Origin of the sequence: Nocardiopsis lambiniae (assembly GCF_031845465.1) — a bacterium.
Classification (GTDB): Bacteria; Actinomycetota; Actinomycetes; order Streptosporangiales; family Streptosporangiaceae; genus Nocardiopsis; species Nocardiopsis lambiniae.
The window spans coordinates 244,763-258,326 of record NZ_JAVREP010000001.1; the positions used below are offsets into that span (position 1 = coordinate 244,763).

A 13,564-nucleotide genomic window follows, 5' to 3' on the forward strand; every position below is an offset into this window, starting at 1 on the left:
GCGCGCACGGTGTTATTGCTGGTCGGAGGCTCGCAGGCGTGAAAAGTGGCGCGGGTCACGGGCTGAAAGGTGTTGGAGAGAGGTGTCGCGTGCAGAGGGGTTACATCATCGCAGTTCATCACCCCTGAAAACAGGCAAGGGTCCGGCAGGCCTATAAAGCCCGTAGGGCATGGAAACAAGCTCCACCGCCATGCCCATGCGAGGCAGGCACGTCCGGCAGGCCTATAAAGCCCGTAGAGCATGGAAACCGTTGTCTCGGCGCCACCTCCGCCAGGGTTCTGGTCGATCCAGTAGGCCTATAAAGCCCGTGGGGCATGGAAACTCAGCGCTGAGCCGGCTCGACCTCCAGGATGTTTTTCCGGTAGATCTATAAAGCCCGTAGGGCATGGAAACTACGGCCAGGCGGCATCTCTACCGCCAATGCTCGTTATGCCTGGTTCGGGTCGAAATTCCTTGGCTGCCGGGAGGGCATCGTGGGTGATCTGCTGCGTCGTGTCGCGGACAGCGAGCGGCTTTTCGCCGCGTGGAACGAGGTCCGGGACAACGACCTCGAGGACGGGGTGAAGTCGGAGCAGGTCCGCGAGTTCGAGCGCGGTGCCCTGCGGAACCTGACGGAGCTGAGCGAGCAACTGGCTGCCGGTGAGTACACGCCTGGGCCGGTGGTCGCGATCGAGGTCCCCAAGTCCTCGGGTGGGACCCGGCTGCTCGCGATCCCCGCGGTGCGGGACCGCATCGTGGAGCGGGCCGTGCTGGAGGTGGTCGAACCGTTCCTGGACCCGGTGCTGTCCCCGTGGAGCTTCGCCTACCGGTCCGGGCTGGGAGTCAATGACGCGATCCGGGCTCTCACCCGGGCACGGGAGGCCGGGGCGCGGTGGGTGGTGCGCGCCGACATCGAGGACTGCTTCGAGCGCATCCCCCGGTGGCCGGTGATCACCCGGGTCAGAGAGCTGGTGCCCGACGCGGAGCTGTGCCTGCTCCTCCAGCACCTGGTCTCCCGGGACGCCACCGGCCCGGCCGCAGGGCGGGTGCGGGCAGGCCGCCGCCAGGGGCGGGGGTTGCACCAGGGCAGTGCGCTGTCCCCGGCGCTCACCAACCTGTACCTGGACGCCTTCGACAAGGTCATGCTCGAACGCGGCCTGCAGGTGTTGCGGTACACCGATGACTTCGCGATCCCCGCCGACTCCCGGGCCGATGCGGAGAACGCCTTGGTGGTGGCAGGGGAGATGCTGGACGAGTGGGGGTTGGAGCTCAACACCGACAAGTCGCGGATCGTGTCCTTCGACGAAGGGGTGGTGTTCCTGGGGCGGACGGTCGGTGCCGTGCACGGTGCGGTGGAGGAGGATCGGGTCCGCCCGTTGGAGGCCACCGTCTACGTCACCACCCCGGGTGCTCTGGTGCGCAGTCGCGGGGACCGGGTGCGGATCGAGCACGGCGAGGAGGTGTTGTTGTCGGTCAACCTCAAGCGGGTCCGCCAGGTCGTGGGGGTCGGGCGGGTCGGGTACAGCACCCCGTTCCTGCACCGGGCGCTGCGCCAGGGGGTGGAACTGGTGCTGTTGGACGACCTGGGCCGGTTCCAGGGCAGGCTCTCGCGGGCGTTGGGCGGGGACGTGCATGTACGGGCGGCCCAGTACGAGACGGCGTTGGACGGGACCCGGGCGATGGAGTTCGCCCGGGGGTTCGTGGTCGGCAAGATCACCAACCTGCGCACCGCGGTGCTGCGGGCCTCCCGGGCCACCAGCGCCCCTGATGAAGCCGCCCAGGACGCTTCGACCACGGCCGAGCGGCTCATCCAGGCCCGGTCCGGGGCGATGGAGGCCACAGGGTTGGCGGAGCTGATGGGGCACGAGGGTGCGGCCTCACGGGACTACTTCGCCTGCTGGGGGCGGATGTTCCCACCAGTGTGGGGGTTCACCCATCGGCGGCGTCCGCCTCCGGATCCGGTCAACGCGATGCTGTCCTTCGGGTACACCCTGTTGCTGAACGACGCGGTGGTGGCCTGCCACGTCGCCGGTCTGGACCCTGAGGGCGGGTACCTGCACTCCTTGGCACAGGGTCGGGCGAGTCTGGCGTTGGACCTGATCGAGGAGTTCCGGCCGGTGGTCGTGGACTCGGTCGTCACCGCTCTGGTGTTGGGCGGCAAGGTCGCCCCGGAGGGGTTCGACCACCCGCTGGATGAGGCGAAGGGGTGCCGGATGTCGCCGGAGACGTTGAAGGTGTTCCTGGGCGCGTATGAGAAGCGGATGCTGACGTTGTTCCGGCATTCGGGGATGGGCTGTCGGGTGTCGTACCGGACGGCGCTGACCGCCCAAGCCCGGGTGTTAGCCGACGTGCTGGCAGGTCGTGCAGACGCTTATGAGCCCGTGGTGTGGCGGTGATGCGGGGTGGGAGAGCATCCTCAGCGACGCCGGTTCTACCTGGTGTGTTACGACGTGGCTGATGACGATCGCCGACAGGCGGTGTCGGAGTTGCTGGCGGGGTACGGGCCGCGGGTGCAGTACAGCGTGTTCGAGGTCGCCATGCCTTCTCCGCATGTGTTCGAGGAGTTGCGTACGGCTCTGGTGGGGGTGATCGATGGTGAGGAGGATCAGGTGCGGGTGTATCTGTTGCGGGTTCCGGATCTGGACAAGGTGACGGTGTTGGGGGAGCGTAGGTTGGAGGAACGGGAGGACTTCTGGATCGTGTGACCGGGTCGTGTACACCGAATCTGGTTCGGGTGCGAAAACCCCATGTTGCGTGCAGAGTGTTCGTGCTGGTCAGAGGCTCCCGGATGCAAAAAGTGGTCTGGGTCACGGGTCAGGCGGCACTGAAGAGGGTGGTCGCGTGCAGAGGGGGTGTATCGTCGCAGGTCACGACCCCTGAAAACGGGGAAGGGTTCCATGGGCCTATAAAGCCCGTAGGGCATGGAAACGGGCGCCGTTATGGCGCTGGTCCAGTCAAGCTCACGTTCCATGGGCCTATAAAGCCCGTAGGGCATGGAAACAAGTTGTGCATCACCGGCCCGTTGTAGCCGTGTTGCAGTTCCGCAGACCTATAAAGCCCGTAGGGTATTCAGACGTTTTTCAACGGGCCCTTGGTTGCCCTGGATTGCTTCCGTCAGCCCACGGATTTGGCCCGAGACTCGGGACATAGCGCAGTTGCTCGGTGGTTGCTCCGGTGCTGGGGGCGGGGCGGTCTTTGGTGGTCCCGGATGGTCCTGTGTGGTGCCAGCACTGCGGGGTGGTGCGGGAGCTATCGGCGCATAGTGGGGCGTATTGGCGCGGCCGGAGCGGACTTTTAATCCGTGGGTTCAGGGTTCGAGCCCCTGGGGGCCTACCCACAAAACCCCAGGCCAGAGGTCTTTTCCAAGGTCTCGGTCCTGGGTTCTTCTCGTTCCAGGTGCCCGCTGGTTGCTCGAAGCTCGCTCTTTTGTCTCCGCCGTGCCTCCCACCTCCCGAGCATCCTCGCCCCGCGCTCCTCCGCCGGGCACCGCCACGCCGTTACCGCCCCGGCCCCGGACACGAGCCCACGTACGTCCACCAGCGCCCGCTGTGCCACTGGACACCCGTTGGTGGTCCTGGTACGTGATGTGGACGTGCAGGCCCGCTGAACGCCGCACATCACCCCGGCCCGAATCGGTGCCATTGGCGTCCACAGGGGCGGGGCGGGGGCTTTCCCGGTGGGGCCCGCCCCGCCCTACGTGAAGAGGAACTGCCCACTTGGGTATGTCTCTGGATTGCGAAGGGCCCACCCGGACCTGCTTTGACCTGCACTGACGGGCCGAAAGGGGTGGGCCGTTCTAACGAGTTGGTGCGTGATAGCGGGTGAGGCCCCGCTGAAGAGCTGTGGCATGCTCTGGCCGTGGCGATCAAGCTCAACCGCGCGGTCCTGGCCCATCCTTGGTTCACCGGCATCTCGCATCACCACCTGGCCGCGCTCGTCGAGGAACTGGCCCGCCCCTGGGGAGTGGCCGTGGAGGATCATAGGAGCCAGGTCCGGGGCGGGTCGAGGAAACGGGCAGCCGGGGCGGGCGCCCGACACCGCCTGGTCTTCGTGGACCGTCTGGTGGCCACCCTGATCCACCTGCGCCATGACCTGCCGCACGCCGTCCTGGACCTGCTGTTCGATGTGGACCGCTCCACCCTTCCCCCGCACCGTCGGCCAGATCCGCCACCTGTCGGCCGAGCGCAGATGCGCGGTCCCGAACCGCCCGGGAGTACGGTTGCGCACCCTGGAGGACGTGTTCGCCTACGCCCACGCCGAGGGTGTGCAACTGCGGCTGGACGCCACCGAGGTCCAGGTCCGGCGGCCACGCGCGGGCAGGAGCGGCCGGCGGGCGTTCGTCTCGGGCAAGAAGAAGCAGAACACCATGAAGGCCACCGTCGTGGCCGACCACCACGGGCGCACCTTGCGGGGCCGACGCCATGCGCCCGGGGCGGATGCACGACGCCACCGCGGCCCGCCCCGAGGGCATCGACTCCTGCTTCCGGCATTTCCCCGAGGTGGAGGTACTGCTCGACGACGGGTACCTGGGTCTGTGACGTGACCACCCGCATCAGGCCCTGACTCCGCCGCGCAAGCCGAACCGGAGTGCCCTGCCCGAGTTCCACGAGCGGTGGAAGCACCACCGCCACGCGCATTCGGCGGATCGGATCACCGTTGAACATGCCCTGGCCGACCACAAGCGCTGGAAGCAGCTGACGCGCTGGACGCACCGGCGTGAGAACCTCCCGGCCACCTACCGGGCCATTGCCGGGCTGGTCTCCGACCGCACCGCGAACACCTGACCGGCACCGCGGACGGGGCCATCATGCCTCACCCGCTATCACGCACCAACTCGTAAAAGTCCGCTCACGAAGCGCCGGTACGCCCCGCCATGCGCCGATAGACACCTATCGCCCCGCAACGCCGGCACCGTACCGGACCACCCGCCACCGCCGGTGACCCACGTCCTCGGCACCGGCACCGGCACCGGAACGACCACCGAGCACCCTGGTCGGCAGGGCCGGGGAAGCCTGGGCTGCCTTTCAGCGGTCACACGGCTTCCGTGACCGGCCCCGGTGTACGGCGGTCGGCCGGTTCCGGGAATCCCCAGCGGAGCAGGAACAGCCCGAAAGCGATCTCGAAGAGCCCGCCGGGGACGGCGAGGAGGACACCGGAACCGGCAACGGCGAACTCCAGTACCGCGCCGACGGCGAGCAGGGCGTATCCGAGCACACCCCACCAGGCGAACCAGCGAGGCACCCAGCGCTGTGTCGCCAGCGCGCGGCAGAACGGGATGCTGCCCGCGCTGAGCACGAGCATGGCGGCTCCGTACGCGATGTCGTTGCCCACGGCCGCTCCGGAAGCCAGGAACAGCGTGCCAAGGGCGAGCAGGACGGCCTCCAGGGCTCTGGCGGCCAGATAGACCCGGGCGGTGCGTGGTGCGGCTTCCCGCAGGGCACGAAAGGCCGCTATCCCGATCGTCGCCACCGCGGCCGAGTTGAGGAGCATGAGCCCGAGGCCGAGGGGGTTGTCGGCGAAGGCACTGCCGCCACCGTAGAGGAGGAACGCTGCCAGGAAGAGGGCGCCGGCCAGTCGGCCGGCGTTGCGATGTGACACTGGGTGCTCCTGTCGTACTTAGTAAGCTTACAAAGTACGATAGGGTTGGCCGTCCAGACTGTCAACGCTTCCGAACGAGGTCCACCACGTGTCCGAAACCGCACAGGGCCGGGGCTCCCGGAGGCCGGAAGCCCTGGACCGCGACCGTGTACTGGCTTCCGCGGTGGCGCTCGCCGACACCGACGGCCTCGGGGCGGTGACAATGCGGTCGCTGGCGCAGGCGCTGGGCGTGAAACCGATGTCGCTGTACCACTACGTCCGCGGCAAGGAGGACCTGCTGGACGGCATGGTCGACCTCGTGTTCGGCCAGATCGACCTGCCGGAGGTCGACAAGCCCTGGCGGACCGAGATACGTCGGCGTGCCGTCTCGGCACGCACGGTCCTGGCCCGGCACCCGTGGGCACTGGCCCTGATGGACACCCGGACGACACCGGGGCCCGGCACCCTCCGCCACCATGACTCGGTTGTCGGCGTGCTGATGAACAACGGGTTCTCGCCGGCGATGACCGAGCGCGCCTACGTGATCATCGACGCTTATGTCTACGGCTTCGTACTGCAGGAGGCATCGTTGCCCTTCGACGACCAGGGCGATGCCGCCCAAGCGGTGGCGTCGGCCATGGCCGGCTTCGATGGAGGGCTGTACCCGCATCTGGCCGCGTTCGCCAACGGACACCTGATGCGGGCCGACTACGCCTTCGGCGAGCAGTTCGGGCCCGGTCTCGACCTGGTCCTCGATATGGTCGGGGCGCTCGCGGACCCTTAGGGCTGGTCCACGCCGGGTTTCGCAGAGCCGAGCATCCGAACCCTCAAGCCGGGCGGTGCTACGGGGCATCACCCGCGTCGAGAGCCCGCGCACCACCACCCCGGCCTCGGGACCGGACACCCGGCCGGACCTGGTCGAGAGGGCGTTCACCGCGGATGCTCCGAACCGGTTGTGGGTCGCCGACATCACCTACATCCGCACCTTCGCCGGGTGGGTCTACGCCGCGTTCGTGATCGATGTGTTCTCCCGCCGGGTGGTGGGCTGGCAGGTGTCGAAGTCCTTGCGCACCGACCTGGCCCTGGACGCGTTGGAGATGGCGGTCTGGAACCGCCGGCACGTGGGCCGGCGCATCGACGGCCTGGTCCACCACTCCGACCGCGGAGTGCAGGGTGGATTCAACAGCCCGGTGTTGCAACGACCGGTTGAACCTACCCAGTATCTGGCGGTGCGCTACACCCAGCGCCTGGCCGAGGCGGGGGCGGTGGCCTCGGTCGGCACCACCGGCGATTCCCACGACAAGGCCCTGGCCGAGGCGTTCCACTCGCTGTTCAAGGCCGAGCTGATCCGCAACCGGGGCCCGTGGAAGAACCTGGACGAGGTCGAGATCGCGGTGGCCGAGTACGTGGACTGGTTCAACCACCGCCGCCTGCACGGTGGGATCGGTCTGGTCCCGCCGGCGGAGTTCGAGGACGACTTCTACGGGCGGCGGGCCGGGTCAACCGAAGGCGAAGCGTTGGTTCCGAGCCTCCAATAAACCCGGCACGAAACAGCCTGACGTGTCCGTGTGCCCCCGAACTCGTCCACGTAGCCACTGGCCCAGGTGAGACGAGGCCGGGACGACGTGGAACCTTCGCGCGGTGGCACCTGAGCTCAGGGGGAGGGCGTGCTGAACCGCTGTGTGCCCAAGGTGGCGAGCAGGTCGAGCTTGTTTCGCGCGTCGGTGTGCGGCCGAGGTGTGTAGATGACGATGTGCAGGTGGGCGCCATCGGTGGTCAGGGTGTCGGAGTCCAGCTCGATCTCTCCGACCTCGGGGTGCAGGACGGTCTTGCGGCCACTGCGGTGCTCGGCGACGGACCCCGAGGACCACAGGTCCGCGAACCGGGGCAGGGTGTTCAGCCGTGCGAGGAGCGCGGCCAGCTCCGGGTCGTCGGGGTAGCGGCCCGACGCCGATCGCAGGTCTGCCACCAGGGACGTCTCGAACGCGGCCTGGTCGGCCAAGCGGATGCGGCTCCGGTCGTGGTCGTTCCCGAACTGCATCAGCAGGAGGTTGCGCCGCTCGGTGGGGATCTGTTCGGGGTCGCCGAACGCTGCCGCGAAGAGGCGGTTCCAGTGGAGGAGGTTCCATGTCGCGTCAAAGACCGACAGCGGTTGGGCGTCGAGGCGTTCCAGGATCCGGTGGACGCTGTGCGGGATGAGCTGCGGCACCCGCCGGTGGACCACCGGGTGGCCAGCCAACCGCATCAGGTGGGCCCTCTCGTCATCGGTGAGCTGGAGTGCGCGGGCCAGGGACAGGCACACCTGCGCTGAGGGAGTCGCCATCCGCCCTTGCTCCAGCCGCACGACGTATTCCACGGAGATCCCGGCAGCGACCGCGAGCTCCTCACGGCGCAGACCGGGGGTGCGCCCGGGCGTGGTGCGGGCCAGCCCGGCCGTTGCCGGGTCCGTGCGCTCTCGCCACGCCCGCAGGGCTCTGCCGAGTTCGTTCATGTCCACCAGTATCACCCGCCGAAGTCGGAACAGACTGGTACGGGCTATACCAGGATGTTCCGTGGCTCCCGGCCTGTGGGAACGGCGGGGAGGATCGGTGTCATGAACGAAAACGCAAGTGGGCAACTCGTAGTGGTCACCGGATCCTCGACCGGGATCGGCCTCGCCACGGCCTCGCGGCTCGCGGCTGCGGGGTTCCACGTCCTGGCCGGGGTGCGCCGCCAAGCCGACGCGGAACGCGTCTCGGGGCCGCGGATCGAGCCGGTCATCCTCGATGTGACCGATGAGCAGCACCTGGCCCGGCTGCGCGAGCGCGTGGAGAACGACCCGTCCGGCAGGCCGCTGCGAGCGGTCGTCAACAACGCGGGCATCGCGATCAACGCGCCCGTGGAGGCCCTGAGCCTGGCGGACTGGCGTCGCCAGTTCGAGGTCACCGTGTTCGGGCAGGTCGCCGTCATCCAGGCTCTCCTGCCGTCCCTGCTCTCCTCCCGGGGCCGCGTCGTGAACATCGGCTCGGTGGGCAGCAGGGTGGCCATGCCGAGTTTCGGAGCCTACTCCGGCGCGAAGTACGCGATGGACGCGGTGAGTGACGCGCTCCGCCGTGAGGTCGCCTCCCTGGGGGTGAAGGTAGTGATCGTCACTCCGGGCGCGGTCAAGACCAGCCTCACCGAACGAGGGCTGGAGGAGGCCGACCGGGTGGCCGCGACAATGACCGAGCAGCAGAGGAGCCGCTACGGCCCGCTGATGCGGGCCTACAGGGAGACGGTCCAGGGGTGGGCTCGCGACGGTGCCGAGCCCGCCGCGGTCGCTGCGGTCGTGGAGACCGCGATCACTGCGGGCAGGCCCCGTACCCGCTACACCGTCGGCCGTGACGCGGGTTTCATGGTGCCGGTCTCCCGCCTGGTCCCGGACCGGGTCCTGGACCAGATGGTCCTGGGCCAGATGAAGCTCCCACGCCGCTGAACCGATTCCCGTGCCCCTTGCCCTTCCCCGACCCGCCACCGGGCTACGGCTACGCCCACCGCGAGGCCCGCGGTTGTCGAATGGTAGATCACGGGGCACCCCCGGCGCTGGTGCGGCAGGCCCCGCGCCTGGACCGCTGCCCGCTTACCAGCCCATTGCCGCTTTCCCCTGTGCCAGGCGCAACAGACTCATCCGGATCACCGCGGCAGCCAGATCGCCGGTGAAGCGGGCGTCCGCGCGCCCGCCCAGAGCCATGGCCAACTGCGTCAGCAACTCGGTCAAGTGCGAGGTCTGGCTGGCGTAGCGGCGGGTCAGGCCCGGGATCTGCTCGGCGAAAATCTTCTGCTGGCAGGTGTTCTGGTCGCAGAAGAACCGGCGCACCTGCAGGTAGATAAGGGTTTCTTGGGTGGAGACGGGGGTGGCGGGACGTTCCCCCCGAGTAGTGGACATCTCCGACACTGAAAACACAAGGAGGAGTCCACACCCATGGCCATGAAGCACTACCCGGCCGAGTTCAAAGCCGACCCCGTCGCGCTCTACCGCCCCCGCCCTGGAGCCACCATCGCGCAGATCGCCGCCGAACTCGGCCTCAACCGCGAACCTCTGCGCAACTGGATCCGCAGAGACGACCAGGCCCGCCCCGCCACCGCCACCGCACCCGCCCGGGGCCGCACCCCGGGCATTCCCCCGCGAGTGGGGTCACCTCGATCTCGCCCCTGTGGTTCGACGAGCGGGACGAGATCGAGGCGTCTCTGAACGCCGCCGGGTTCGAGGCCGACGAGGTCTTGGACGTGCCGGACCGGCCGGGCCCCGAACCCGGCGGCGCGGCCCGCGGGTCCTGATACGGGTTCAGGAGATGGCGCGGAAGAAGGTGCGGATGTCGTTCGCGAGCAGCTCCGTCTCCTCCATCGCGGGGAAGTGACCGCCCTCGGTGAACTCGCTCCAGTGGCCGATCGCCTTCCACGGGTCCACCGCGCGGCGGATGAGCGGGTGGGTGTCGAACACGGCCCATCCGGACGGCACGTCGGAGGCCATGACCAAGTCGATTCCTGAGTGCTCGGACTCGTAGTAGAACTGCGCGCTCGACGCGCCGCTGCGGGTGAACCAGTACAGGCTGATGTTCGTGAGGAGCTGGTCGCGGCCGACCGACTCGTCCGGTGTCCGGTGGTCGCCGTCGGCCCTGGTCTTGAACTTCTCGGCGATCCACGCGAGCTGACCGACCGGCGAGTCGGTGAGCGCCGCGCCGATCGTGTCGGGACGGTGGTCCTGCATCGCGAGATACCCGCGCTCGGCCGCGTCCTCGGTGCGCACCGCCTCGATCTGGGCGTTCTCTTCGTCGGACAGACCGTCTGGGTAGGGGAACTTGTCGCCGAGCAACCCGAGCAACCGGGGGTCGCTGCCGATGTGCGTGCCGATGACGCGCTCCGGGTAGAGCGCCGCGAGCCGGCCGGTGGTGCCCGCACCGATGTCGGTACCGTGGGCCGCGAACCTCTCGTAACCCAGACGCGTCATGATCTCGGCGTAGGCATCCGTCGTCCGCGCCAGCTCCCAGCCGGTCCCCGACAACGGGGTGGAGAACCCGAAGCCGGGCAGCGCCGGGATGACCACGTGGAACGCATCGGTCAGCAGCGGGATGAGCCGCTGGTACTCGACGAACGAGCCCGGCCAGCCGTGGTTCAGGATCAGCGGGGTGGCCTCCGGGTCCGCCGATCGCGCGTGGACGACATGGAACGTCTGGCCGTCGACGACCGTCGTGAACTGTTCGTACTCGTTGAGCTTCTCCTCCTGCGCACGCCAGTCGAACCCGTCGCGCCAGTACTCGGCGAGCTCCTTCAGGTAGACCAGCGGTATGCCGCGGCTGAAGTCGGTGCGATCGTCTCGGCCCGGCACGGGGATCGGCCAGCGCGTGTGTGCCAGCCGGTCGCGCAGGTCGTCGATGTCGGCCTGCGGGATGTCGATGCGAAATGGTGTGAGTGCTTCGTTCTCGTTCATGGCACCGACGCTCCCAGGCAATGCGGCAGGTTCGCTTCCGCGATTGCTGAAACGATGGAGAGCATGTTGGAGACCTCGGCCCGCCTGCTCGAACTGCTGTCACTGCTCCAGCTCAAACGCGACTGGACGAGCTCCGAGCTCGCCGGCCGGCTCGATGTGAGCACCAGGACCGTGCGCGCCGACATCGGCAGGCTGCGGTCGCTCGGCTATCCCGTGGACGCGCGACCCGGTGTCGCGGGCGGGTACCGGCTGGCCGCCGGAACGGCGATGCCCCCACTACTGCTCGACGACGACGAGGCCGTCGCCGTCGCGGTCGGACTGGGTACGGTCGCGACCCGAAGGCTCGGCGTCGAAGAGACATCGCTCACCGCGCTCGCGAAGCTGGAGCAGGTGCTGCCTTCGCGCCTGCGTCGGCGCGTGGAGGCGGTACGCGAGGCGACGAGCGTCGTTCCAGGGGCTGAACCGCCGCTCGATCTCTCGGTTCTCGGTGCGGTCGCCGCCGCGATCCGCGGCCGTGAACGGCTCCGGTTCGGATACACCAAGCCCGGGGGCAGCGAAGGGTCCCGGCACACCGAACCGCAACGGCTGGTCGGCTGGGGGCCGTTCTGGTACCTGCTCGCGTGGGATCTCGACCGTGACGACTGGCGGGTCTTCCGTGTCGACCGCATGGCCGTCCGCGCACCGACGGGTGTGCGGTTCCGGCCGCGCGCGATCCCGGGGGGCGATGCCGTCGGATACGTCGTCGGACGCGTCAGCAAGGCGACCTGGAAGTACCGCGCCCGGGTACTCGTGCATGCTCCCGCCGCCAGGGTCGCCGCGAAGATCCCCATTCCGGTCGATATCGAGGTGGTCGACGAGTCCACGTGCCGTGTCGAGCTGGGTTCCGACGACCCGGACCGGCTCGCGCTGTGGATGACACGGCTCGACGTCGACATCGAGGTGATCGACGGAGACGAACTCGCGGCGGCGTTCGATCGCCTCGCGACGAGGTTCCGCCGCGCGGCGGGTGGCGCATCCACGACGTGAATCTCGGCCGTCGGCCATTGGACGAGGCCGTCGAGGGTGGGCGGTCGGTATCGGGGGCCTTTGAGCAGCTTGCCGTCGGCTCGGTGCGGGACTCGGCCGTCCGCGCCCCGTTTGCTCCTGTTGTCTCGTGCCGGGTGTGATGGAAGCTCTGGCGTGTACTGAGCTTGGTGCGTGGGTCCGACGACCTGACCGAATGTTCGTGCGGAGGAGGCCGGAGGCCGCCGGACCAGGCAATCCGGGGGTTCGCGCGAAGCTTGGCGGCAGGCGCGCCGGCTCCTCTTCCTACTTCGATGCTGAGGAGTGGTGTCGGGCCGAGCTGATTTCAGGGGGGCCGACCGTACCGTCGTGGACACATGCTGTCGCTGCTACGTGTTCGAGCGCTTCTCCCAGTACCGGCTGAGCATTTCTCCGGGCCAGGAGGGCTGGTCGACCTCTCCGCGGGGGCCGAACTCGGCGAACCACGGGGCGATGTCGTAGACCGGGGTGCCGTCGACCGCGTCCAGGTCCTCCACGTGCAGGTCGCGGCTTTCGACGCTCAGCAGTCGGGGGTGGGAGATCGCGATCCTGGCCGGGCGTCGGTGGTTGCGGTGGACGAACGTTCCCGTCTCCGGCCAGGCCGGGTTGTTGCGCGGGTGGCGTGCTCCGAGGTGCACGTCGGCGTCGGAGCCCTGGCTGAAGTGCCACACGACTTCGAGGTGGCTGAACTCCTCCAGGCCCTTCAACGTGTCCAGGGGCAGGTCGTCGTTGAGGCGGATGACGGACCGCACGTCGCCCCAGTAGTCGTCACTGACCTCGGATCGGCCGCCGATGACGGTGGCGATGGGGGAGAGCGTGATCTCCACGGTGTTTCCCTTCTTGAGCGCTAACCCGATGTGCGTGTATCCCACGGCGATCACGACAGCTCTGCCAGCAGTGACCTTCCCGTCCTGTGGGCGTGCTCGGTCTGGTCGGTCGCCTTGCCTCGGCGTCTGGCTCCGAGGATCCTGTTCGCGCAGACCCACAGCCGGCTGAGCTTGCCGTCCCGGCTGGTGAGGTCGGGGGTCAGGCGCTGCGTGATCTCCTCGGTGAAGTCGGGCACCCGGAATGCCGACTCCCACAGTTTCGCAGCGTCCAGACCCCTGGGCATCATGCCCCAGCCGTCCCAGTCCAGGAGGAACAGGCGGGGAGCGGTGAGGTTGGCCCAGTGCAGATCCCCGTGGCCGATCGCCCAGTCGGAGATGGTCGTATCGATGGATGTGCCGAATGCTTCGCTGATGGAGTGGTCGAGGTCCTCCTGGAGGAGGGAGACACGGTCGGTGTCCGTGCGAGCCAGGTGCTCCAGCGCGGCGCGGTCCTCGGAGCTGCCGTGACCGGTGTGCAGCAGCGGTGTCCCGTCGACGGTCTCCAGTTCCTCTCTCCTTGTTGAGCGCGCGACCCACGAGGTTGAGCAGCCAGGTCCCGAAGAAGTGGGAGGAGTCGGGCCCGTAGGTGGACCTGATCTCCGACCACAGGTCCTGGGGCCGGGTGAGAGCGAAGTGCTCGGACCGTTATCCACCC

13 protein-coding genes and 1 tRNA gene are annotated in these 13,564 nt (G+C 68.4%); 8 read left to right on the forward strand and 6 right to left on the reverse strand.

All coding sequences use genetic code 11. From position 1 onward, the window contains the following. Window positions 1–473 precede the first annotated feature (473 nt). The 3 genes from cas1 (at window position 474) to RM479_RS01060 (ending at window position 3,312) form a co-directional block, all read left to right on the forward strand. Window positions 474–2,375 (forward strand): CRISPR-associated endonuclease Cas1, encoded by a 1,902-nt coding sequence (gene cas1 / locus RM479_RS01050; protein ID WP_311509782.1) that lies wholly within the window; start codon window positions 474–476, stop codon window positions 2,373–2,375. A 42-nt stretch (window positions 2,376–2,417) separates the two neighbouring features. Next, window positions 2,418–2,684: a CRISPR-associated endonuclease Cas2 gene (gene cas2, locus RM479_RS01055; RefSeq protein ID WP_311510401.1), complete on the forward strand. Its 267-nt coding sequence runs from the start codon at window positions 2,418–2,420 to the stop codon at window positions 2,682–2,684. 560 nt (window positions 2,685–3,244) lie between these two features. Continuing rightward, window positions 3,245–3,312 (forward strand) — tRNA-Ser (locus RM479_RS01060). Between the two features lie 1,698 nt (window positions 3,313–5,010). Here the strand turns inward: RM479_RS01060 and RM479_RS01065 are convergent. Further along, window positions 5,011–5,577 (reverse strand): DUF4386 domain-containing protein, encoded by a 567-nt coding sequence (locus RM479_RS01065; protein WP_311509784.1) that lies wholly within the window; start codon window positions 5,575–5,577, stop codon window positions 5,011–5,013. An 88-nt stretch (window positions 5,578–5,665) separates the two neighbouring features. Here RM479_RS01065 and RM479_RS01070 point away from each other — a divergent pair, with 88 nt between their 5' ends. Further along, on the forward strand, window positions 5,666–6,340 hold the full coding sequence (locus tag RM479_RS01070; protein ID WP_311509785.1) for a TetR/AcrR family transcriptional regulator: 675 nt from the start codon (window positions 5,666–5,668) through the stop codon (window positions 6,338–6,340). A 55-nt stretch (window positions 6,341–6,395) separates the two neighbouring features. Further along, complete coding sequence (locus tag RM479_RS01075; RefSeq protein ID WP_397221017.1) at window positions 6,396–7,094, forward strand: DDE-type integrase/transposase/recombinase; 699 nt, start codon at window positions 6,396–6,398, stop codon at window positions 7,092–7,094. Window positions 7,095–7,210: 116 nt separating this feature from the next. Here the strand turns inward: RM479_RS01075 and RM479_RS01080 are convergent, their stop codons facing one another. Continuing rightward, window positions 7,211–8,047, reverse strand: a complete 837-nt coding sequence (locus tag RM479_RS01080; protein ID WP_311509787.1) for a helix-turn-helix transcriptional regulator — start codon at window positions 8,045–8,047, stop codon at window positions 7,211–7,213. Window positions 8,048–8,149: 102 nt separating this feature from the next. Here RM479_RS01080 and RM479_RS01085 point away from each other — a divergent pair, with 102 nt between their 5' ends. Then, window positions 8,150–9,010: an SDR family NAD(P)-dependent oxidoreductase gene (locus tag RM479_RS01085; protein ID WP_311509789.1), complete on the forward strand. Its 861-nt coding sequence runs from the start codon at window positions 8,150–8,152 to the stop codon at window positions 9,008–9,010. Between the two features lie 144 nt (window positions 9,011–9,154). Here the strand turns inward: RM479_RS01085 and RM479_RS01090 are convergent, their stop codons facing one another. Continuing rightward, window positions 9,155–9,460, reverse strand: a complete 306-nt coding sequence (locus RM479_RS01090; RefSeq protein ID WP_311509790.1) for a hypothetical protein — start codon at window positions 9,458–9,460, stop codon at window positions 9,155–9,157. A gap of 36 nt (window positions 9,461–9,496) precedes the next feature. On the opposite strand from RM479_RS01090, the gene RM479_RS01095 reads away from it, so the two are divergent. Beyond that, the gene (locus RM479_RS01095; protein WP_311509791.1) at window positions 9,497–9,766 is read left to right on the forward strand and encodes a transposase; all 270 of its coding nucleotides are present in this window, start codon (window positions 9,497–9,499) and stop codon (window positions 9,764–9,766) included. A gap of 93 nt (window positions 9,767–9,859) precedes the next feature. Here RM479_RS01095 and RM479_RS01100 read toward each other — a convergent pair whose 3' ends face one another. Continuing rightward, complete coding sequence (locus tag RM479_RS01100) at window positions 9,860–11,002, reverse strand: epoxide hydrolase family protein (RefSeq protein WP_311509792.1); 1,143 nt, start codon at window positions 11,000–11,002, stop codon at window positions 9,860–9,862. 63 nt (window positions 11,003–11,065) lie between these two features. Here RM479_RS01100 and RM479_RS01105 point away from each other — a divergent pair, with 63 nt between their 5' ends. Beyond that, the gene (locus RM479_RS01105; RefSeq protein WP_311509793.1) at window positions 11,066–12,028 is read left to right on the forward strand and encodes a helix-turn-helix transcriptional regulator; all 963 of its coding nucleotides are present in this window, start codon (window positions 11,066–11,068) and stop codon (window positions 12,026–12,028) included. A gap of 365 nt (window positions 12,029–12,393) precedes the next feature. Here the strand turns inward: RM479_RS01105 and RM479_RS01110 are convergent, their stop codons facing one another. Together RM479_RS01110 and RM479_RS01115 are read right to left on the reverse strand one after the other, a co-directional pair. Then, complete coding sequence (locus tag RM479_RS01110; RefSeq protein ID WP_311509794.1) at window positions 12,394–12,870, reverse strand: TrmO family methyltransferase domain-containing protein; 477 nt, start codon at window positions 12,868–12,870, stop codon at window positions 12,394–12,396. Window positions 12,871–12,920: 50 nt separating this feature from the next. Continuing rightward, a complete protein-coding gene (locus RM479_RS01115) occupies window positions 12,921–13,562 on the reverse strand; it encodes a hypothetical protein (protein WP_311510402.1) in 642 nt (213 codons plus the stop codon). Between the last annotated feature and the right edge of the window lie 2 nt (window positions 13,563–13,564).